Below are 21,853 nucleotides of genomic sequence, written 5' to 3' on the forward strand. Positions count from 1 at the left end.
CCTTGATTTAAGTGGCGCGTATGTTAACGACTCAATAGCCTGACGGAAACTAACGTTCTATCAACCCAGGGAAAATAGTCACTTTTCTGTGTCACCGAGACCTCGAACAGGGCAGTTGCCGGTTGGAAATTTTTTATGCCGCCCCCCTTTTGATTGACTGTTACAGAGGGTACGCAAGGATTCCTCGCCTTTCAGGTGCCAATAGTCATACCGCACTACTCAGCGCCGGCAGTGCCCCTCCCTTGAGCAACACCCAATGTTTGTAGGTCATTTCCTACTTTTTATCGTTATAAATTGTCGGCTTTGTATTATCATCCGCTCCACTTTTGGAAGAGCGTTGCCTGAGACGCTTTGGATTTTTTGCGCGTCTCGCAAGCGAGTGCGTCACCTAGGGATACCTGCTGTTTTTTATGGACAAAAACCTCCCGAATCGGCCGTGCTTGCTGGTGCTGTCTAAAGGCGCCCGGCAAGTTGCCACGCTTCCCGCCCTGTTGCCCGACTATCGATTACTGCCTGGTTCGACTCGAGACGTCACTCAGGCCGATGTGTTGCTGGCGTGGGGTCGCAAGCCAAGCGCCCTGCTTGCCCAACGGGAAGCGCAAAAAGCCGGTCTGCCTGTGCTGTCGGTAGAGGATGGTTTTTTGCGTTCGATAGGCCTTGGCGCGGACGAGCCGCCGCTGTCGCTGATCGTCGATGACCTGGGCATTTATCACGATGCCGATAATCCGTCGCGCCTGGAAGTATTGATCCCGACATCCCTGGGTGAATCTCAGACTCTCCGCGCCCGGGCCTTGCAGGCGAGCTGGCGGGAAGAGCGCGTTTCCAAGTACAACAGCGCCCGCATCGAACAATGCCATTTACCGCAACCTTGCGTTTTGGTCGCTGACCAAACCAAGGGCGATGCCTCGCTTCAGGGCGCCGGCGAGGCTGATTTCGAGCGCATGCTCCAGGCTGCACTCGATGAGCATCCTCAGAGCATTGTCGTGGTGAAGGTCCACCCGGATGTCGTGGCAGGCCGCAAGCAAGGTCACTTTGATCTTGAAGCGCTGAGCAAACGGCCGCGCGTCCATGTGATCAGCCGTAATGTTCATCCTGCCGAGTTACTGAGCGAAGTTCAGGCCGTGTATGTGATGACCTCGCAACTGGGCTTCGATGCGCTGTTGTGGGACGTGCCGGTGCACAGTTTCGGCATGCCGTTTTATGCCGGCTGGGGTTTGACCGTGGATGCCCTGCCCGCTCCCGAGCGGCGCCAGCCGGTCAGTCTTGAGCAATTGGTGCATGCGGCGCTGGTGGAGTACCCGCGTTATGTCGACCCGGAGACGGGCGCGCCGTGCCAGCCCGAGACCGTGCTGGCGTGGCTGGGGTTGCAGCGACGGATGCGCAGTCGCTTGCCGCAGGACTTGCAGATGGTTGGTTTCAGCAAGTGGAAACGGCCGTTGGTGCTGGACTTTTTCAATGGTTCATCCACCCGATTTGCCGCACCTTCCAGACGTTCGAAGCCCCCTGCAATGGTGGTGAGTTGGGGTTGCCAGCACGACTCGGCGTTGGCGCAACAGAACACTGCCAACCACCTGGGCCGGGTCGAAGATGGCTTCCTCCGTTCGGTCGGCCTGGGCGCGAAGAAAACCCGGCCGCTGTCCTGGGTGTTCGACGACCTGGGCATCTACTACGACGCCACTCGCCCTTCGCGCCTGGAACAGCTCTTGCAAAACGAATCGTGCCCGCCTGAGTTGTTGCGGCGGGCGGCGGCGCTGCGCGAAGCGATCTGCGCCGGCGGAGTGACCAAATACAACTTGCCCGGTGCCACGTGGAAACGTCCGCCGGGTGTCGAGCAGGTGATTCTGGTGCCGGGGCAAGTGGAGTCCGACGCCTCGATCCGTTACGGCGCGCACCGCATCCGGCGCAATCTTGATTTGCTCAAGGCAGTGCGCGCCCGCCACCCGATGGCATGGCTGTTGTACAAGCCGCACCCTGAAGTGCTGGCCGGCACACGCGAGGCTGGCGAGGACGAAGAACACACCAGTCAATGGTGCAACCAGGTGGTGGGCGATGTGCCCTTCCACGAGCTGTTGTCCGAAGTCGATGAGGTGCATGTGCTGACCTCGCAATCGGGCTTCGAAGCCTTGTTGCGCGGCGTGCCGGTGACCACTTACGGCCAGCCGTTTTATGCCGGCTGGGGCTTGACCCACGATCAGGATCTCAGCCCGCAGGTCCAGGCGCGTCGTACCCGGCGCCTGAGCCTGGACGAACTGGTGGCCGCGACCCTGATTCGCTACCCGACGTATGTCAGCCGCATTACCCGAAGATTCACCACCCCCGAACGTACGTTAATCGAGATTCAGAACTGGGATGAAGTACCTGCGCAAGGAAGAACGCCAACATGGCGAGAGATGATTCAGCGTTTGCTCCTTACCGTCTTGAGACCGTCGCCAAGGAAATTTTAGTTCCCAAGCAGCGCTCCAGACGCCTGGTATCGGTGAAACCACGCAACTCGTTCCTGTTTTTGCAGGGCGTCAGTTCGCCGTTTTTCGCGCGCCTGGTGCGAGCGCTGCGGGCCGAGGGGCAACGGGTCAAGTCCATCAACTTCAATATGGGCGACACCCTGTACGGCAGCGGCGCGCGCGTGTTTTGTTCGGCGCGCCCCGAGCAGTTGAAAGACTTCTACAGCCAGTGTTTCAGCGCCGACCAGATTACCGATGTGGTGCTCTTCGGTGACTGCCGCCCCGTGCATCAACCGGCGGTGGAACTGGCCAAGTCTCTGGGGATTCGCGTACACGTGTTCGAAGAGGGTTACTTCCGCCCGTACTGGATCACCCTTGAGCGCAATGGCGTGAACAATCACTCGCTACTGCCCCGCGATCCGCAGTGGTATCGGGAAGTGGGCAAGTACATCCCGCGCTATCACAACGGTAATTCATTCCGCCTGTCCTTTGCCTCCAGGGCCTTCCACGATGTGATGTATCACGTCGGCGGCGCACTGAACAAAGTGGTGTTCCCCCACTATAAAACCCACGCCCCGTTCAACGCGGCCGTGGAGTATGCCGGTTACATTCGCCAGGGCCTGCGCCTGGTCAGTGCCAGGGGCCGTGACTCCGAAGTCATCAGTGAAGTGGCGCGCAACCGTCACCGAACTTTCCTGTTGCCGCTGCAACTCGACAGTGATGCGCAGATCCGCGACCACTCGCCCTTCAAGCATATGAAGGATGTGTTGAAACACGTATTGGGCTCGTTTGCCCGCCATGCCGGTAGCGATGCGCGGCTGGTGGTCAAGAACCACCCGCTGACGCCGGGTATCGTCAACTACCACCGCATCACCCGGCGGATTGCCGACAAATTCGGCATTGCCGATCGCGTGGATTTCCTCGAAAGCGGCCACATGCCGACGCTGCTGTCGCATGTCGCCGGCGTGGTCACGGTCAATAGCACCGTAGGCGGTTCGTCACTGATGCACAACGTGCCGACCATTGCCCTCAGCGACCCGATCTACAACCTCAAGGGCCTCACCCACCACGGCGGTCTCGATGATTTCTGGGACAACCCGGAGCCTCCCGACGCCACCCTGTTTCAGCGTTTTCGCAGCACGGTCATTCACACCACGCAAGTCAACGGCGGCTTTTACACCCGCTGCGGCATCGACATGGCGGTGAACAATTCCCTGGAAGTGCTGATGGCCAAAACCTCGAAAATCGAACAGTACCTATGACGTCACGACAGTCTCCACGCTGCATTCTCATCACCGGTGCCACAGGCGGCATCGGTGGCGCGCTGGCACCCGCCTACGCGAAACCGGGGGTTACGCTGATCCTGCAGGGCCGACGCCTGGACCGCCTGGAAGAAATGGCCGCCCAGTGCCGTGCCGCCGGCGCCCGCGTACTGCTGCAACCGCTGGATGTTCAGGATCTGCAGGCCTTGCGCAGCTGGATCGGCGAGATCAGTGTCACCGAGCAGCCGGACCTGATCATTGTCGGTGCCGGGGTCAATACATCCACCGGCGACAACGGCGAAGGCGAAGTCTGGGAGCTGTCCCAGGCGCTGATCGAAATCAACGTGCTGGCAGCCCTTGCCACGGTGCAGGCCGCATTGCCGGCCATGCGTGCCCGCAAGTCCGGGCAGATCGCCCTGTTCAGCTCGCTGGCCGGTTGGCGCGGATTGCCGGCCACACCAAGTTACAGCGCCAGCAAGGCCGCGATCAAAGCCTATGGCGAAGCCATGCGTGACCTGGTGGCAACCGATGGTGTGAAGATCAACGTGATCATGCCGGGCTACGTCGAATCGAAAATGTGCTTTGAAATGCCCGGGCCAAAACCGCTGCTCTGGACCCCGGACAAGGCCGCGCGACGGATTCAGCGCGGGCTGGCGGCGAACCAGGCGCGCATCAGCTTTCCGTTCCCGCTGAACCTTGGGTGCTGGGCTCTGGGGGTCATCCCGCCACGACTGTCGTCGATCATTTTGCGGTGGCTGGATTACGGTGCCTGATTTTCTGAATAACGTTTTTTACTCGGTTGTAGTGCCAGGTTTTCTTCTGTCTTGCGCAATCGAAATGCTCCTGGTGCCGCGTACCGGCTGGTCCCGTCCGCTTCGCGCCTGGCTGTTGCATGGCGGTGTCTGGGCATTCGCCGTTGGCCTGCTGTACCTGATCAGCGGTCGCGCGTATTTCAGTGCGGTCAACGTGCTGGCGCTGTGGCTGCTGATCGTGCTGGTGAGCAACGCCAAATACCATTCGCTGCGCGAGCCATTTGTCTGCGCCGATTTCGAATACTTCAGCGACGCCGTACGCTTTCCACGCCTGTACTTGCCGTTCTTCGGCATTGGCAAAGCCATCGGCCTGGCCCTTCTGTTTATCGCCTACCTGGCGTGCGGGTTGTATTTCGAACCGGTGGGCGGCAATGCTCGTGTCGTGGCTACGGGCACGCTGCTGGGCGGTTTGGTGCTGCTGATGCTCGGCGGCTTGAAGCCACTGCGCCCGACGTTCGACGCCAGCCTCGACCTCGGTCGCTGGGGATTGGCGGCCAGTTTGTGGACGTACTTTTTCGCGGCCCGACGCCCGGTGGACCTCAATCGACTGCACTCGGCGTTTGCCGATGAGCTGCCACGCCCGGCGTCCGACACCGTGCTGCCGGACCTGGTATCGGTACAAAGCGAATCGTTCTTCGATGCGCGCAGGCTGTGGCCCGGCATCCGTCCACAGGTGCTCGGCCACTTCGACACCTTGCGGGCCGAGGCGCTGGCCCAGGGTCGTCTGCAAGTCGCCGCGTGGGGCGCCAACACGGTCCGCAGCGAGTTTGCCTTCCTCACCGGGATCAAGGCCGACCAACTGGGCGTCCATCGATTCAACCCTTATCGCCACCTGGCGCGCCAGGGCGTTGCGAGCATCGCCAAGGCGCTCAAACGCCAGGGTTATCGCACGGTCTGCGTGCATCCTTATGTCGGCAGTTTTTATGGTCGGGACAAGGTGTTGCCTGCACTGGGCTTCGACGAATTCATCGACGTTCGCAGTTTCACCGAACAGCAAAAGGCCGGCCCGTTCATCGGTGACTGCGCGGTGGCGGACAAGATCAGCGCGTTGCTTGATGATCCGTCCCGTACCCAGCCGTTGTTCATTCATGCCATCACCATGGAAAACCACGGCCCGCTGCACCTGGAAAATGTCGAAGCCGACGACCTGCCGCAATGGTTCGACCGGCCGCTACCGGAAAGCCTGCGTGATCTGGCCCCGTACGTGCGCCACTTGAACAATGCCGACCGCATGCTCGGTCAGCTGCGTGACCATTTTCTGAGCCGCAGCACGCCAACCGGGCTGTGCTTTTTCGGTGACCATGTGCCGATCCTGCCGGACGTCTATGGCGCCCTGGAGGCACCGGATGGCGATACCGAGTACTTCATCTGGTCCAATACTTCGTCGCATGCCAATGCCTGCGCAAACCTCGGAGTCGAGCATCTGGCCAAGGCCTTTATCGACCATCTGGCCCCTATTGCCGATGACTGAAACCCGAGGTGAGCCGGTGCAGGTGGTTCTCGCGTCCAGCCTTGCGCAGCGCGACCCTGCGGTTGCGCGCTGGATCACCGCGGGGCGCGGCTCGTTGGCGTTCATCCTCGGCGATGAAGACTGCCGCCATCGCCTGCTCGCGCAGTCGATCAACTGGGACCGCGTCCTGCTGGCCTGTCAGGACGGCACGCCGGTAGGTTACGCCTCGTTCAAACACCAGCGCCGCGGGCCATTTTCGCCAGGTATCCGGCCATTCATTCATGAATTTGGGCGACTGGGCGGCTCGCTGCGTTATGGCCTGTTCGTGATCAGCGAATGTCGCGAGTGGTACTACGGTTTTTATCTGTACGGCCTGCATGTACGCAAAGCCGCACGGCGCCAGGGAGTGGCCAGCGCCTTGATGCAGGTCGCCTTTGATCAGGCACTGAGCCTTGGCCATACCAAAATCGAGCTGGAAGTGCAGGTGAAGAACCTCGCAGCCAGGGCGTTCTATGCCCGCCACGCCTTTATGCCGATACACACCTTTCCAACGAACTGGCTGAGCCGCGTGATGCCCTTCCCGACGGTCATCAACCTGCGCCGCAGACTATCGCCCCATCCATGAGCAGCCCGCAAATGAATCGATCCGTACCCCTTGAATCGCTGGTGGATGGTCCCGGCCGGGTGGGCATCATGTCGCAGTGGGTGATGTGGAAAGTCCATCATCTGGAGGAGTTTCTCGACCCTGAAGGTCAGCCTCATTGGCTGTGGCGACGCGGTCGGCAGCGCCCCGCAGGCTTGAAGGCGATTGCCGGAATCGGCTACAAAAATTCCTCTGACCATGCGCGGGTCTTGTGCAAGCGCTGGGGCATTCCCTACGTCGCACTGGAGGATGGCTTCCTGCGCTCATCTTCGCTGGGCGTCGAAGGCGATACGCCGATGTCGATGGTGGTCGACCCCATTGGCATTCACTACCTGGCCGATCGCCCGTCACGGCTGGAAAACATCCTGCAAGCCCCGCAGACCCTGAGCGCTTCGGAGCAGGCGACCGCACGGGAGCTGATTGCCCTGATGCGCAGCAGTGGCATCGGCAAATACAATAACGCACCGGACCTGAGCGAGGACGACCCGCTGGGCCGTGACAAGCCGCTGATTCTGGTGGTCGACCAGACGTATGGCGACTTCTCCATCCCTGGCGGCGGGCTGTGCGAAGCCGATTTTATCCGCATGCTCGACGAAGCCCTGGCGCAACACCCCGAGGCGGACGTGCGGGTGCGGATTCACCCGGACTGCATCAACGGCCACAAAAAAAGTTGCCTGCTTGACGCCGCTCTTGCCCGCGGCGTGACGCTGGAAAGTCGCCATGTGTCCTGGGCCTCGCTGGCGCGCCGGGCGCAGCGGGTCTATGTAGGTACCAGTCAGGCCGGGCTCGAGGCTTTGATTCAAGGCATCCCGGTCACCTGCTTCGGCTTGCCGTTCTACGCCGGCTGGGGCCTGACCGATGATCGCCTGGCAATCCCCCGTCGCCAGGCCCGACCGAACCTTGAGCAATTGGTGGCGGCGGCGTACATCCGCTATTGCCGCTACGTCGACCCGCTGACCGATCAGCGTTGCGATGTCATGACTGTGGCCCGTCAACTGGCCCGGCAAAAACACCAGGACAGCCAGTTCGCGGGGACATTGACCGTGCTGGGCGTGCCACACCGACAGCGGCCGGCGATCCGGACCCTGCTCAAAAGCCGGTGGGGCCGGTTGACGTTCGCCAGCGATAGTGCCGAGCTGATGCAATCCATCGTCGGCGAATCCGGCAAGCTGTTGGTGTGGCGAGCCAGCGAACCCGGCGATCTGCAGTCCCGTGCCGAGGCCCACAGCGTACCGCTATGGCGCATCAGCCCGGGCATGCTGCAATCACCGGGTGGCGATGAGCAACCACTGGTTCAGATTCGCGGCCTGCCGTGCAGTCCCCATCAAGCCCGGGAGTACAACTCCCATTCTAAAGCCGGCCTGCTCGACCGCTGCGCACGTTATCGACAAATTCACCGCTACCTCAGACGCATGTTCTGATCCCTTGCCGGCGAAGGCGTTTTTGATGGCGCTGCATGCCCCACGGCCGTCTTCGCTGGCAAGCCAGCTCCTACAAAAACGCGTACACACCGTCATTTTTTGTGTCCACACACTCCCTGTAGGAGCCGGCTTGCCGGCGAAGGCGGTAGTCCTGTCACATCCGGCCCCAAACCTGTACGACGTAAATTCATCTGCGCACTAGCCTTACCCTTTCCGACCGACAAAGGAGGGCAACGGATTGCTCACTCGTCTACACGCCAGCCACCTGCGCACAGGGCGTCACTCTCAATCCGGGCAGATCTACCTGCTCACCACAGTCACCCATCTGCGTGAACCGCTCTTCAGTGACTGGCGTGTGGGGCGCTTGGTGGTGGATCAATTTCGTCAGGCCCAGACAGACGAACGGGCCAACTCCCTTGCCTGGGTAGTGATGCCCGACCACTTTCACTGGTTGCTTGAACTCAGGAACAGCACGTTGCCAGGGTTGATGCTCGCCACCAAATCCCGTAGCGCGAGAGCAGTGAATGCCTGTCTGGCACGCAAGGGGCAGCTGTGGCAGAAAGGCTTCCACGACCGAGCGATTCGTCGCGAAGAAGAGTTGCAGGCAGTAGCCCGCTACATCGTTGCCAACCCATTACGCGCAGGGTTGGGCAAACGGGTGCATGACTACTCACTGTGGGACGCCATCTGGCTGTAGGAGCCGGCTTGCGTTATAGCTTTTTCAGCTCCTGCGCGACGACGGCGACGGTCTCGGCGATTTGCTCGGGAGTGTGCAGGCATGACACGAAGAAGCGTACGCGGGCGGACTTTTCCGGTACCGCCGGGTGCAGGATCGGCTGGGCATTGATTCCGCGTTGGGCCAGGGCGCCGGACAGTTGCGTGGCCTTGAGCGAGCTGCCGGTAATCACCGGAATTACCGCCAGCCCGGTGCTGGTGCCGGTGTCCAGTCCCGCCTCGCGGGCCAGGGCCAGAAACTGTTGGCCGCGTGCCTGCAAGGTCGCCACGCGCTCGGCATCCGTGGCCATGCAGCGCACGGCAGCCAGGGCAGCGGCAGCCACCGAGGCTGGCATGCCGACGCTGTAGAGAAACCCCGGAGCCATGAATTTCAAGTGTTCCACCAGTGCCGATTCACCGGCAATGTAGCCCCCACAACTGGCCAGCGACTTGCTCAGGGTGCCCATCCAGATGTCCACGTCCCGGCCGGCCAGGCCGAAGTGCTCACGAATGCCCTTGCCGTTGGCGCCCATCACACCCAGGGAATGCGCTTCGTCGACCATGAGGAACACCCGGTGCCGGTTTTTCAGCTCGACGAATCGCGGCAGGTCCGGGTAATCACCGTCCATGCTGTAGATCCCTTCAAGCACCACCAGGACCCGCTCGAAATGCTGGCGCTGATCGCCGAGCAGGCGGTCGAGCGCTTCCCAATCGTTGTGGGCAAAGCTGAGCCGGCGCGCACCGGACAGTTGAATCCCTTGCAGCACACTGTTGTGGATCAGTTCGTCATGCACCACCAGATCACGGGGGCCGAACAGGTAGCCAATGGTCGTGACATTGGTGGCATGACCGCTGACGAAGGTGATGGCGTCATCGACCTCATACAGGCTGGCCAGTTCGGCTTCCAGTTCACGATGGATCGGTCGGTCTCCGGAGACCAGGCGACTAGCCGATACCGACGTGCCGTAATGATCGATGGCAGCTTTGGCAGCCTCGGCAACCGCCGGATGCCCGGAGTAACCCAGGTAGTTGTAACTGGCAAAGTTGACGAAGTGTCGGCCCTGAATCGTTGTCTCGGCACCCGCCAGGCTTTCGTGCAACTTGAAGAACGGATTGGCCAGGCCGATGCGCGCCGCGCCGTCGCGCATGATCCGCAGTTGCTGGTAACCGGGGTGCTGATCGAAACGATAGAACTGCTCCGGTACTGCCCGGGCATTGCGCCCGACCTGCGCCAGCGAGGCGGGTTGCGCCCCCTCGCTGCTCTGTCGCTGGCGCCGTTCCAGGGCTTGCTGGATCAGCTTGTCTTTCATTGAAGCGCCAAGCCCGGATGAAGGTTTAGTGGTCATAGTCAGTGTCAGTCGATCAAGCGGGAAAGGTCGGAGCCCTGGTTGCGCACGCCTTCGCTGACCAGGGCCAGTTCGGCTTTGGACAGATCGACGCCATGGCGCGCCAAAGCATCGGCGGTCAGTACCTGCAAATTGTCTTCGCTACGGGAATCCGCCTCGGCGTCCTGGTGGCTGCGCAGCAGTTCGAGGATACGCACAGTGAGTTTGGCGATGCTTGAAGTTTCACTCAGCTCCATCACCGGCAAGCGAATGCCGAAGCGCTCTTCGACCGCGACCACCAACTCCACACTCATCAGCGAGTCGAGCCCCAGCTCCTGTAGCGGACGGCTGCTGTCGAGCTTGCTGGCAGGAATGCGCAAAATCTCACTGATTTCCTGCTTGAGCATTTCGGCGAACAGTTCGGTGAGTTCCTGATCATTCATTTGCGCCAACAGGCGCTGAATGTCATCGACATCGCTCTCTTCGTCCTGCTCGCCGCTGTGCAGCCTGGCCAGTTCAGTGAATTTCGGTGTACCGGCCGCCGGCAAGAATCGCGACAAGGCCTTCCAGTCGAGTTCCAACACCCCCAGCCCGGAACGCCGTTGCAGCAACAGCTTCTCCAGGGTATCGAGGGCCGCTTGCGACTGCAGGGCCGCGCCGCCCATACGGCTTTGCAGGGCGTCCTTGATGTCCTGGTTGCGCGCGAGGAAACCGGCGTCATCAATCGCGCCCCACAGCACGGCGGTCGCCGGCAGCCCTTGCAACAAGCGATGACGCGCCAGTGCTTCGAGCCAATGGTTGGCCGCCACGTAGTTGGCCTGCCCCGGGTTGCCGAACAGGGTCGTGGCCGAGGAGAACAGCACGAAGAAGTCCAACGGCAAATGGGCCGTCAATTCATGCAGGTATTGCGCGCCTTTGGCTTTGGGGTCAAGCACCCGCTGCAACTGCTCCTGGCTGAGGTTGCGGATCAGCCCATCATCAAACACGGTGGCCGCATGCACGATGCCCCGCAACGGTGCCCTGGAGGCTTCGATGCTCGCCAGCACGCTGCGCAATTGAGCGCTATCGGTGATATCGCAAGCCAGCGCCTGCACCTCGATACCTTGCTCGCGCCACGCCGCCAGCGCCGGCTGCGCTTCTTCGGTAGCAGCACCGCGACGACCGAGCAGCACCAGGTGACGCGCGCCCTTCTCCACCAGCCATTGCGCGGTACGCAGACCGAAACCGCTGAGCCCGCCCGTCACCAGGTAGGTGCCGTCGGCGGCCAGTTGCAAGGCCTGAGCCTGCGCCACCGGCGCGTGGAAAACCTGCTGGATCGGTGTGCGGTAGGTCACGACGATCTTGCCGATCTGCCGCGCCTGCTGCATGTAGCGGAATGCTTCGACGACTTCATTGGCATCGAAGGCGCGATAAGGCAGCGGACTCAAAATGCCGTCGCGGAACAACGCCATCATTTCACCAAACAGCCGACGGGTCAGCTGCGGACGTTCGCTCATGAGCTGGTCGGCATCGATGCCAAAGTAGCTGATGTTATTGCGGAACGGCCGCAGGCCGATCTTGGTGTTCTGGTAAAAGTCGCGCTTGCCCAGTTCGAGGAAGCGACCAAACGGCTTGAGTACCCGCAGGTTGCGATTGATGGCCTCGCCCGCCAGGGAGTTGAGTACTACGTCCACGCCGCGGCCATCGGTAATGGCCAGGATGTCATCGGCAAACGCCAGCGAACGCGAGTCGAAGATATGCTCGACGCCCAACAGGCGCAGGAAATCGCGCTTCTCGTCGCTACCCGCCGTGGCGTAGATTTCGGCGCCGCACCATTTTGCAATCTGGATCGCGGCAATGCCGACGCCGCCCGCTGCACCGTGAATCAGGATTTTCTCTCCCGGTTCAAGCCGCGCCAGGTGATGCAAGGCGTAATACACGGTGAAGAAAGTACTCGGAATGGTCGCCGCCGCTTCAAACGACATGCCTTCAGGAATGCGCGCCACAGCATTGGCGTTGGTGATCAGGCGATTGGCGAAGCTCGACGGACCAAAACCGACGACACGGTCGCCCGGCTGGAAATCACCCTCGACCATCGCCCCTTTACCGCGCACCACACCGGCAAACTCGAAGCCCAGCGTCGGGCCCGAGAAGCCATTTTCGATCGCTTCATCAGACAGCAGACCCAACGCGTACATAACATCGCGGAAGTTCAAACCCGTGGCCCGAACCTCGATATCCAGTTCGTCGTCTGCCGGCACCAACGGCGCTCGTGCTTCCCAGCGCAAATTGCGCAGCTGCCCCGGCAAATCGAAGCCGAGCCTGACCTGCGTCGGCGCATCCAGCAGCGCACTGCCTGGCAACTGATCGGGCTGGATTCGCAGCCGTGCGACATACCGATCGCCCGCCGCGCTGATCGCCAGTTCGGTCTCTTCATCCGCATTGAGCAGTGCCGGCACCAGGGCCTCGACGCCAGCGCCAATCGCCAGATCGAGCAGACGAACTCGACAACCGGCTGCTTCGTTCGTCAACGTCCGACCGAAGCCCCACAAGGCAGCATCGGCAATGCCTTGCACAGTCGTATCCAGGCGGGTGCCTTGCGGTAACAAATGGATGGCGGCGCCGGAGGTCAGCAACCAGCAATCCGCAGCGACGCCGGCCGATTCACAGGCTTGCGTGATGGCTGCGGCATGCATGCAGCGGTCAGCCTGGGCATCAAGCCCTTGGGGTGCGAACAGGCCGGCCAGCATTACCACATGTTGAGGCAGCGCTGGACGTTCACGTAACTGTTGCGCCAGATCCGATGCCGAGCCAGGCGCGAGCAGCGCGGCCTCTTGACCTTGCTCGCGCAACATCGAGGCGAGTGCCTGGGCAAACGGTGCTTCAGGACCTTGCCCATCGGCTACCAGCAACCAGCTCTGGCGCGGATACTCACGTGCAACCGCGAGGGTCTTCGCGGAGTTTTCGGCGGCTACCAACAGATAGCAGCCAGACGCCGAGCCCGCAATGAACTCCAGCGGCTCGGACACCTTCAGGCCATGACGCCGTAATTCCTGTTGCCAGAATCCCGGGGGCTGTTGCACCGCTAACGCCTGTTGCCCCTGTCGGGCCAGCCACCAGGAAGGTTCGGCGCCAAATGTGAAGCCCGCCCAACGCGCAGGGTGTTGCGCCAACAGCAGCACTTCACCGTTGGCACACAGCCTTGCGACGCCATGTTGCAAGCCTTGACTGACGGCTTCCAGCGGTGCCAGGTCGGTGGCGACAAGGACCAGATCGAAGTCGTTCGCCGGCACCCGAGCGATTTTTTCCGACGCCTCCAGACTCAGTATCTGAAGATCCGGGAGCTCAGCCTGAAGCATCGACGCAATGTCAATGTTCTGCGCAGAGTACTGATAATCGATCCGGTCAAAATCCAGGCCGACACACAGGTCTGCCGCCAGGGGTGCCCCCTCGAAACCGAGTTCGAGAATACGCAGGCGCTGCCCTTCAGGCAGAGCGCTCAACCGTTGGGCGATATGTTCTCGCAGACCGCCCAGCAACGCTTGGTGACCGGACGCGCCGAGCACCAGGCGGGTCAATACGGCGGGCGTGGTTTCCCGTGGCAACAGTTGCGCAATCTTCACCTGACCGCTGATCAGCTCCAGCAGATGCATGCCGATCCGGCCGACCGAATGAATGATCTGGAAGTGTTCGGGATAGCTGCTGAACAGTTCCTGCCAGATGTCTTGCGCACTCGCTCGCTCGCCTTGATCGGCAAGCTGCCAGCCGTCATTGCCTGCCGCAACCAGGCTGCCATCCTCCAGCGCTTGCTCAAGAAGATGGTCAAGATAACCGCCTGTTTCCCAGGTGGAGCGCTGCTGCAGCGTCAGCTCACCGCCCAGCTTCTCGATGGCTTCCAGCACGAAACTGCCACACAGAGCGTCGAGCAAAGGGTCGACTTCATCGGCATAGCGGCGCAATCCGGGATCATCCGCGATAGCGCAAAGGTGCTGCTGCAGCTGCGCCTCCAACCGTGAGTCCGCCAATGGCAATGCGCGTTCATTCGCAGGATAGGGTTTGGCAACCCCGACATAGTCCACCAGTTTGATGTCGCCACTGCGATCCTTGTGCAGCCGGACCCCACGAAAACGGACGTCCTTGATGCAGATGACCGCGCGGCCATGGACGTCGTACAACGTGAAGTCCGCCAACAGGGAATGTGCTGAACGTCGTACCAGAGTGACCTGGGCCAGACAAGGCGGCAGGCTGCCAGCAGCGAAGGCGATACGCCCAAGTTTCACCGGGATAAAGGCCAGGTCTTTGCGGCCGTCGGCCTCCTGGTCCAACAGTTGGGTGATCAACTGGAAGGCACTGTCCAGCAGTGCCGGGTGCACATTCAACGTTGCGAGTTCAGCCTCGATCGGGGCCGGGACCGTCAACCGCGCCAACACCTGGTTGCCGTCGATCCAGCCTGCCTCGACGGCTTGATAAGCCGGGCCATAATTGAGACCAACCGCACGGGTCAGCGCCAGATGCCCGGACGAGGTGAAATCAGGAGCGCGCGCTGGAACGACTGGGGCGATGCTGGCCAGCAACCCGCCGCGCGCTTCACCCACAAGCCTGGCAATCACATGCTGTACCCACGGCTCAGCCTGGGCAGTGCTGCGCGACACGATGGAAATGGCACCGTCGGTGGTGTCGATCATCACACGGACCTTTTTGCTGAAATCCGAGTGAAGCAAGAGCGGGCTGTGAATTTCCAGCTCTTCGATTTCCACATACTCACCGGGTTGATACTGCAATGCAGCAGCGAGTGCGACTTCGGTGAAACCCGCGCCCGGGAACAACACCGAGTCGCCCACCATGTGGTCGCCCAGTGACGGGAACAATTGCGTATCCAGGCGATTGTCCCAGGTGAACTCATGCTCCGGCAGCAGATAACCCAACAGCGGATGGACGCGCTCACGGCTCAGGTGGCCGGAAGACTCGGGCGTGTCCGTGTGCCAGTGACGTTCGCGCTGCCAGGCGTAATTGGGTAATTGCACGAAACGGCCGGGCTGAGGAAACAGGCATTGCAGATCGATGTCGACACCGGCAATCAATACCTTCGCCAGCGTACGATCAATCATCTGCGGGTTTTCTTCACCACGCAGCACCGTCGGGATCACCACCCCTTCCAGTTCCTGGCTGGCCATCGCATCGGCCACATAGGCACGCAGGATCGGGTGCGGGCCGACCTCCACGAATACGTTGTAGCCCTGCTTGGCGAGCGCCTCACTGGCGGACTTGAACAGCACCGGATAACGAATGTTTTTCCACCAGTACCCGGCGTCCAGATATTCACCGGCGAGCACGTCGCCGGTCACGGTCGAATACATTGGAATTCTGGCGTGCCCCGGGACGATGTCGCTCAGCACGTCGATGACTTGATCGGCGATCACATCCATGGCCGGCGAGTGGAACGCATAATCGAGACCCAGGCGGCGAACGAATACCTGACGCTCGGTCAGCGCGTGCTCCAGGGTTTCCAGCGCAGCCACCTGGCCGGCGACGGTCGCCCCCTTGAAACTGTTCTCGCCGGCGACGACCAACTCACAGTCCAGGTCGAGCGTCTTCAACAGGCTCGCAGTGTCCGCCCCCGACAACCCTACCGCCGACATGTTGCCGCAGCCCTTGGTCAAGCCTTGCAGGCGACTGCGATGGTAGATCACACGAGTGGCGTCGTTCAGCGTCAGTGCTCCGCATGCCCAGGCGGCAGCGACTTCACCCACGCTGTGGCCAATGACGGCCACCGGTACTACGCCTTTTTCGGCCAGCATGCGGGTGACACCCACTTGCAATGCAAACAACGCCGGTTGCGCAAACTCAGTCAACCGATAGCGGTCATCGCCCAGCTCGACCGCCAGTTCGGCGATCAACGAATAGCCGGATAGCGCATGGAAAATCGCGTCCACCTCGGCAACCGCCTGACGGAAAACCGGATCGACCAGCAACGACTTGCCCATGCCCTGCCACTGCGATCCATTACCGGAGAAGACGAACACGGGCCCTTTTGCCTGATCCAGGACACGGCCACTTTCCAGTATCGCCGACAACGCCGGAACGCCCGGTTCCGTGACGAAATCCAGTAGCGTCTGAGCGCTGCGTTGAGCATCCGCACCGAACACCACCACCCGTTGCGGGAGCAACTCGCGGCGAAACATCGACTGGTAGGCCACGTCGTAAAGGTTTGCCGCGTCCGGCCCGGACAAAAATTGCGCGAGCTGTTCGGACTGGGCCGCCAAGGCTGCGTTGTCCTTGGCAGAAACAATCAGCGGCACTGACTGACCCATCTGGCGCGGGGCCTGCGGCGCCTGCGGCGGACTTTCCAGGATGACGTGGGCATTGGCCCCGCCGAAACCGAAAGAGTTGACACCGACCACCAGTTTTCCGCTGGGTTTGAGCGCTTGGGTTTCAGTGACCACACTCAGGTTGAGGTCAGCGAAAGGAATGTTCGGATTGAGCTTCTTGATGCCGATGGTGGCGGGCACCTTGCGTTCGATCACGCAATACAGCGCCTTCATCAAACCGGCGACACCCGAGGCTGCCTCAAGGTGCCCGATGTTGCTTTTGATCGAACCGATCAGCAGTGGCTGATCCGCCGGGCGCTGCTGCCCCAGCGCCTCACCGATAGCCCGGCTCTCGATAGGATCGCCCACTGGCGTGCCCGTACCGTGAGCTTCCAGGTAGTCAATGTCTGCCGCACTGATGCCGGCACTGTCGTAGGCCTGTTTCATCAGGGCTATCTGCGCATCCGCGCTCGGGACGGTCAAACTCGACTTTCGCCCATCGGTATTAGCCGCACTGCCGGCAACGACCGCGAGGATCTGGTTTCCATCCTCGATCGCCTTGTCGTAATCCTTCAGATAGAAAAGCCCCGCGCCTTCAGAACGGACATAGCCATCTGCAGACTCATCGAACACATGACATTGCCCCGTGCGCGACAACATCGAAGCCTTGGAAAAGATCAAGAAGCCAAAAGGGTGAAGATGCAGGCTGACACCACCGGTGATCGCCTGTTCGATATCGCCGTTCTGAATGGCCTGGCAAGCCTGGTGAAAGGCCATCAGGGAAGAAGAGCACGCCGTGTCGATGGCCATGCTCGGGCCTTGAAGGTCATAAAAAAAAGATAGCCGGTTGGCCGCGATACTGAAGGTATTACCGGTGGCGGTTGACGCATCGATCGTCGACATGTCATGCGTCAGACGATAGCCGTAGTCGACACTGGCGATCCCCAGGTAAACACCGCAATCGCTGCCACGCAGGCTCGACGGTTTGACACCGGCGTTCTCGAACACTTCCCAGCCAAGCTCCAGCAATAAACGTTGCTGAGGGTCCATGACCGCCGCTTCACGAGGAGAAATATTGAAGAATCCGGCATCGAAAGTAGAAATATCGCCCAGGGAACCGGAAGCAAACGTGTACGACGTCGCAGGGTTTGCCTTGTCCGGGTGCAGGAACTCGTCCTTGGACCAGCGAGAAAAGTCCGCTTGGGTAATAAAGCTCTGCCTGTCCAGCAGGTGCGGCCAAAAAGTTGCAGAAGTAGAGCCTGGAAAACGGAACGACGTCCCTATGATTGCAACTTTCTTACGCATTGCTACTCGCCCTATTCATCCCCAGCCCTTTTCCAAAAGCTGAACAACAATCAAATTCCATTAATGTAAATGCAGTAAACCCGACGACACCCTGAATGTTATGTACAGCTTCCTGCCTGACCAAAAATAACGTCGCGCGCAAAATAGCCGCGAATCATACGCGCCGGGTTCATTAAGGGAAACCTGAAAAGTTCAACCGTTGGGCAGGTCAATCCTTTCAACGCAGGGCGAAATTGAGACACACGTCAGGCTCTTAAAAAACATTCAATAAATCCGCGACGCAGCCGACAACTCTTGAAAGCCTTGCGGATTGAAAAAGCCATGCGTAACAACCAGCCAATTACACAGCGCGAGCGGACCTTCCCGGCTCAGCAACGGTTGATTTCCACCACCGATGCCAAGGGCATGATCACCTACTGCAACGACGCTTTCGTCGAAATCAGCGGGTTTTCCCGGGAGGAGCTGATCCGTGCACCGCACAACCTGGTCCGCCACCCCGACGTCCCGGCCGCGGTGTTCGCGCACATGTGGGGCACACTCAAACAAGGCTTGCCATGGATGGGCATTGTCAAGAATCGTTGCAAGAGCGGTGATCATTACTGGGTGAACGCCTATGTGACACCGATCTTCGAAGGCAATCAGGTGATCGGTTACGAGTCGGTGCGGATCAAGCCCACTGCCGAACAGATCCGCCGCGCCGAAGCGCTCTACCAACGCATCAACCAGGGCAAGTCGGCCGTTCCCTCCTCGGATAAATGGTTGCCGATCCTGCAGGACTGGCTGCCGTTCATTCTGGTCAGCCAATTGAGCTTCATGATCGGTGCGTCGCTGAACTCCCATTGGGGGTTTGCCCTGGCAGCAGGACTCTCGGTGCCGCTGGGCCTGATGGGCCTTCAGTGGCAGCAGCGTGGTCTCAAGCGCTTGCTGCGTCTGGCCGAGCAAACCACCTCCGATCCGTTGATCGCACAGATGTACACCGACACTCGCGGCGCCCAGGCGCGTCTGGAAATGTCCATCCTCAGTCAGGAGGCACGCCTGAAAACCTGCCTGACCCGCCTGCAGGACACGGCCGAACACCTGACCGATCAGGCCAGGCAATCCGATGCCCTGGCGCACAACAGCTCCAGCGGCCTGGAACGCCAACGGGTCGAGACCGAACAAGTGGCCACCGCGGTCAACCAGATGGCCGCTACCACCCAGGAAGTCGCCAGCCACGTACAACGCACCGCCGACGCCACCCAGGAAGCCAATCGTCTGACCGGTCGTGGTCGTGATATCGCCGGGGAAACCCGCGAAGCCATCCAGCGCCTGTCAGTGGTGGTCGGTGAAACCGGCGTGACCGTGACCCAACTGGCCAAGGACAGCAACGAAATCGGTGGTGTGGTCGACGTGATCAAAGGCATCGCCGACCAGACCAACCTGCTGGCCCTGAACGCCGCCATCGAAGCTGCCCGGGCCGGCGAGATGGGTCGCGGCTTTGCGGTGGTGGCCGACGAAGTCCGTCAGTTGGCGCAACGCACCAGCGAGTCCACCGGGCAGATTCATGCGCTGATCGCCAAGCTCCAGCAAACCGCCAGTACTGCCGTGCAGACCATGGAAGCCGGGCACCGTCAGGCGGAAGAAGGCGTGGCGCGGGTACTGGAAGCGGACCAGGCACTGGTAGGAATCAGCGAAGCGGTGGCCAACATCACCGACATGACCACCCAGATCGCCGCCGCGACCGAAGAGCAAAGTGCCGTGGCCGAAGAAATCAGCCGCAACATCAGTAATATTTCCGACCTGGCGGACCAGACCTCGGAACAGGCGCAGAACTCGGCGTTGCTGAGTGAAGAGCTGACCAAGACGGCCAATACCCAGTATTCGTTGGTGGAGCGGTTTAACCGGTAAGGCTTCAGACCGCCTTCGCTGGCAAGCCAGCTCCTACATGGGATCGCAATATCCTGTAGGAGCTGGCTTGCCAGCGAAGAGGCCTTCTTCATCCCCCCCCATCAATGAATGAATGAAGCCACCTTCTGCGCCGCAGCCGCCAAATGCTGCTCATGGCTAAACCCCGAAGCCTTCAACGGTTTCAAGTCATGATCCCCCGCCACCAGCCAGAACACTTCGATACCCGGCGATAGCGCATACCCCTCGACCGCCTCGCGATTGCCCAGTGCATCGCGCTCGCCCTGCACGATCAAGGTCCGTGTCTTCAGCCCGGCCAGATGTTCGACCCGTGGTTTTTCCGGCTTGCCCACCGCATAGAACGGATAGCCCAGGCACACCAGCGCATCCGCGCCCAATTCATCCGCCAGCAGGCTAGCCATGCGACCGCCCATGGATTTGCCGCCAATGGCCAGCGGACCAGTGACATGGCGTCGCACCTGGGCATACACCTCGCGCCAGCATTGCAGCAATTTCGGCGCCGGGTTCGGCGGGCGTTTACCGCCGTCGAGGCGCCGCTGCGCCATGTAGGGAAACTCGAAGCGCAACACGTTGACGCCTTGCGCGGCGAGGCGTGCAGCCATGTCGCTCATCCAGTCGCTGTCCATCGGTGCGCCGGCGCCATGGGCGAGGATCAGCGTCGTCGCAGCCTTGCCAGCGGCGGCACTCCACAACCATCCATGATCACGCACGCACTGCGCCCATTGATCCCCGTCAATACCGGCCTTGTGCCCTTTGTCCATGCTTGCCTCGCTTTCAGTCTGCCTATAACTCCGGCCGAAGGGTGCGCTGCCAAGCGCTGCGTGCGCTCACTTCGGCTGAACCGTGGATGGGGAACCATGAACACTTCTATCAGTACCGCCTACAACTACAAGGTGGTCCGCCAATTCGCCATTATGACGGTGGTGTGGGGCATCGTCGGCATGGGGCTCGGGGTTTTTCTCGCGGCCCAATTGGTCTGGCCCGAACTCAACTTCAATTTGCCATGGACCAGCTTCGGCCGCCTGCGCCCGCTGCACACCAACGCGGTGATCTTCGCCTTCGGCGGCTGTGCGTTGTTCGCCAGTTCGTTGTACTCGGTGCAACGCACCTGCCAGACACGGCTGTTTGCACCGAAAATCGCCGCTTTCTGCTTCTGGGGCTGGCAGCTTGTGATTCTGCTCGCGGCCATCAGCCTGCCGCTGGGCTACACCAGTTCCAAGGAATACGCCGAGCTGGAATGGCCGATCGACATCCTGATCACCATCGTCTGGGTCGCCTACGCCATCGTGTTCTTCGGCACGATCATGCAGCGCAAGACCAAACACATTTATGTCGGTAACTGGTTCTTCGGTGCGTTCATCGTCACCGTGGCGATCCTGCATATCGTCAACAACATGGAATTGCCGGTCAGCTTCACCAAGTCCTACTCGCTGTACTCCGGCGCCACCGATGCGATGGTGCAATGGTGGTACGGGCACAATGCCGTGGGCTTTTTCCTGACCGCCGGTTTCCTCGGGATGATGTACTACTTCGTGCCGAAACAGGCCGAGCGCCCGGTGTATTCCTATCGCTTGTCGATCGTGCACTTCTGGGCGCTGATCACCTTGTACATCTGGGCAGGTCCCCACCACTTGCACTACACCGCGCTACCGGACTGGGCGCAGTCGCTGGGCATGGTGATGTCACTGATCCTGCTGGCACCGAGCTGGGGCGGGATGATCAACGGCATGATGACCCTGTCGGGCGCCTGGCATAAGTTGCGCAGCGACCCGATCCTGCGCTTCCTGGTGGTGTCGCTGGCGTTTTACGGCATGTCGACCTTCGAAGGGCCGATGATGGCGATCAAGACAGTCAACGCCCTCTCCCACTACACCGACTGGACCATCGGCCACGTACACGCCGGCGCCCTGGGCTGGGTGGCGATGATCTCCATCGGCGCGCTGTACCACATGATCCCGAAAGTCTTCGGACGCGAGCAGATGCACAGCATCGGCCTGATCAACGCGCATTTCTGGCTCGCCACCATCGGCACGGTTCTGTACATCGCCTCGATGTGGGTCAACGGCATCGCCCAGGGCCTGATGTGGCGTGCGGTGAACGAGGACGGCACGCTGACTTACTCCTTCGTCGAAACCCTGGTGGCCAGCCACCCTGGCTTCGTCGTGCGGCTGGTGGGTGGCGCGATCTTCCTCAGCGGCATGTTCCTGATGGCCTACAACACCTGGCGCACCGTGCGGGCCTCGCAGCCTGCCGAAGCCGCCGCTGCCGCGCAGATGGCCTGAGGAGTC

General features: G+C 60.9%; 12 protein-coding genes. 9 read left to right on the forward strand and 3 right to left on the reverse strand.

Going from position 1 to position 21,853, the window contains the following annotated elements; all coding sequences use genetic code 11:
- Positions 1-410: 410 nt before the first annotated feature.
- From ACM6IK_RS27160 to ACM6IK_RS27190, 7 genes are all read left to right on the forward strand, one after another.
- On the forward strand, positions 411-2,444 hold the full coding sequence (locus ACM6IK_RS27160) for a capsular polysaccharide biosynthesis protein (protein ID WP_414876760.1): 2,034 nt from the start codon (positions 411-413) through the stop codon (positions 2,442-2,444).
- Positions 2,381-3,703, forward strand: coding sequence for a capsule biosynthesis protein (locus tag ACM6IK_RS27165; protein ID WP_414876761.1), 1,323 nt, complete (start codon positions 2,381-2,383; stop codon positions 3,701-3,703). Before ACM6IK_RS27160 ends, ACM6IK_RS27165 begins: the two co-directional genes overlap by 64 nt.
- On the forward strand, positions 3,700-4,476 hold the full coding sequence (locus ACM6IK_RS27170; protein ID WP_108219156.1) for an SDR family NAD(P)-dependent oxidoreductase: 777 nt from the start codon (positions 3,700-3,702) through the stop codon (positions 4,474-4,476). Before ACM6IK_RS27165 ends, ACM6IK_RS27170 begins: the two co-directional genes overlap by 4 nt.
- A 64-nt stretch (positions 4,477-4,540) precedes the next feature.
- Entirely contained in the window at positions 4,541-5,986 is a 1,446-nt protein-coding gene (locus tag ACM6IK_RS27175) for an LTA synthase family protein (protein WP_414876762.1), read from the forward strand.
- Complete coding sequence (locus ACM6IK_RS27180) at positions 5,979-6,590, forward strand: GNAT family N-acetyltransferase (RefSeq protein WP_414876763.1); 612 nt, start codon at positions 5,979-5,981, stop codon at positions 6,588-6,590. Before ACM6IK_RS27175 ends, ACM6IK_RS27180 begins: the two co-directional genes overlap by 8 nt.
- Positions 6,591-6,601: 11 nt before the next feature.
- On the forward strand, positions 6,602-8,029 hold the full coding sequence (locus tag ACM6IK_RS27185; RefSeq protein ID WP_414876764.1) for a capsule biosynthesis protein: 1,428 nt from the start codon (positions 6,602-6,604) through the stop codon (positions 8,027-8,029).
- Positions 8,030-8,267: 238 nt separating this feature from the next.
- Entirely contained in the window at positions 8,268-8,726 is a 459-nt protein-coding gene (locus ACM6IK_RS27190; RefSeq protein ID WP_414876765.1) for an REP-associated tyrosine transposase, read from the forward strand.
- Between the two features lie 13 nt (positions 8,727-8,739).
- Here the strand turns inward: ACM6IK_RS27190 and ACM6IK_RS27195 are convergent, their stop codons facing one another.
- Positions 8,740-10,089, reverse strand: a complete 1,350-nt coding sequence (locus ACM6IK_RS27195; RefSeq protein WP_414876766.1) for an aminotransferase class I/II-fold pyridoxal phosphate-dependent enzyme — start codon at positions 10,087-10,089, stop codon at positions 8,740-8,742.
- Between the two features lie 8 nt (positions 10,090-10,097).
- Positions 10,098-17,660 (reverse strand): SDR family NAD(P)-dependent oxidoreductase, encoded by a 7,563-nt coding sequence (locus ACM6IK_RS27200; RefSeq protein ID WP_414876767.1) that lies wholly within the window; start codon positions 17,658-17,660, stop codon positions 10,098-10,100.
- 321 nt (positions 17,661-17,981) lie between these two features.
- On the opposite strand from ACM6IK_RS27200, the gene ACM6IK_RS27205 reads away from it, so the two are divergent.
- A complete protein-coding gene (locus ACM6IK_RS27205) occupies positions 17,982-19,547 on the forward strand; it encodes a methyl-accepting chemotaxis protein (protein WP_414876768.1) in 1,566 nt (521 codons plus the stop codon).
- Between the two features lie 101 nt (positions 19,548-19,648).
- Here the strand turns inward: ACM6IK_RS27205 and ACM6IK_RS27210 are convergent, their stop codons facing one another.
- Positions 19,649-20,326 (reverse strand): alpha/beta family hydrolase, encoded by a 678-nt coding sequence (locus ACM6IK_RS27210; RefSeq protein ID WP_414876769.1) that lies wholly within the window; start codon positions 20,324-20,326, stop codon positions 19,649-19,651.
- A 96-nt stretch (positions 20,327-20,422) separates the two neighbouring features.
- Here ACM6IK_RS27210 and ccoN point away from each other — a divergent pair, with 96 nt between their 5' ends.
- Positions 20,423-21,847, forward strand: a complete 1,425-nt coding sequence (gene ccoN / locus ACM6IK_RS27215) for a cytochrome-c oxidase, cbb3-type subunit I (RefSeq protein WP_414876770.1) — start codon at positions 20,423-20,425, stop codon at positions 21,845-21,847.
- Positions 21,848-21,853: the final 6 nt, after the last annotated feature.

Origin of the sequence: Pseudomonas sp. IT-196MI5 (assembly GCF_949767415.1) — a bacterium.
Classification (GTDB): domain Bacteria; phylum Pseudomonadota; class Gammaproteobacteria; order Pseudomonadales; family Pseudomonadaceae; genus Aquipseudomonas.

Bases quoted from the DNA above. Each gene is read 5' to 3' on its own strand.
- ccoN (WP_414876770.1), top strand. From the start codon at position 20,423: ATGAACACTTCTATCAGTACCGCCTACAACTACAAGGTGGTCCGCCAA.
- ACM6IK_RS27160 (WP_414876760.1), top strand. From the start codon at position 411: ATGGACAAAAACCTCCCGAATCGGCCGTGCTTGCTGGTGCTGTCTAAA.
- ACM6IK_RS27210 (WP_414876769.1), bottom strand. From the start codon at position 20,326: ATGGACAAAGGGCACAAGGCCGGTATTGACGGGGATCAATGGGCGCAG.
- ACM6IK_RS27170 (WP_108219156.1), top strand. From the start codon at position 3,700: ATGACGTCACGACAGTCTCCACGCTGCATTCTCATCACCGGTGCCACA.
- ACM6IK_RS27195 (WP_414876766.1), bottom strand. From the start codon at position 10,089: ATGACCACTAAACCTTCATCCGGGCTTGGCGCTTCAATGAAAGACAAG.
- ACM6IK_RS27200 (WP_414876767.1), bottom strand. From the start codon at position 17,660: ATGCGTAAGAAAGTTGCAATCATAGGGACGTCGTTCCGTTTTCCAGGC.
- ACM6IK_RS27180 (WP_414876763.1), top strand. From the start codon at position 5,979: ATGACTGAAACCCGAGGTGAGCCGGTGCAGGTGGTTCTCGCGTCCAGC.
- ACM6IK_RS27165 (WP_414876761.1), top strand. From the start codon at position 2,381: ATGGCGAGAGATGATTCAGCGTTTGCTCCTTACCGTCTTGAGACCGTC.
- ACM6IK_RS27205 (WP_414876768.1), top strand. From the start codon at position 17,982: ATGCGTAACAACCAGCCAATTACACAGCGCGAGCGGACCTTCCCGGCT.
- ACM6IK_RS27175 (WP_414876762.1), top strand. From the start codon at position 4,541: ATGCTCCTGGTGCCGCGTACCGGCTGGTCCCGTCCGCTTCGCGCCTGG.
- ACM6IK_RS27185 (WP_414876764.1), top strand. From the start codon at position 6,602: ATGAATCGATCCGTACCCCTTGAATCGCTGGTGGATGGTCCCGGCCGG.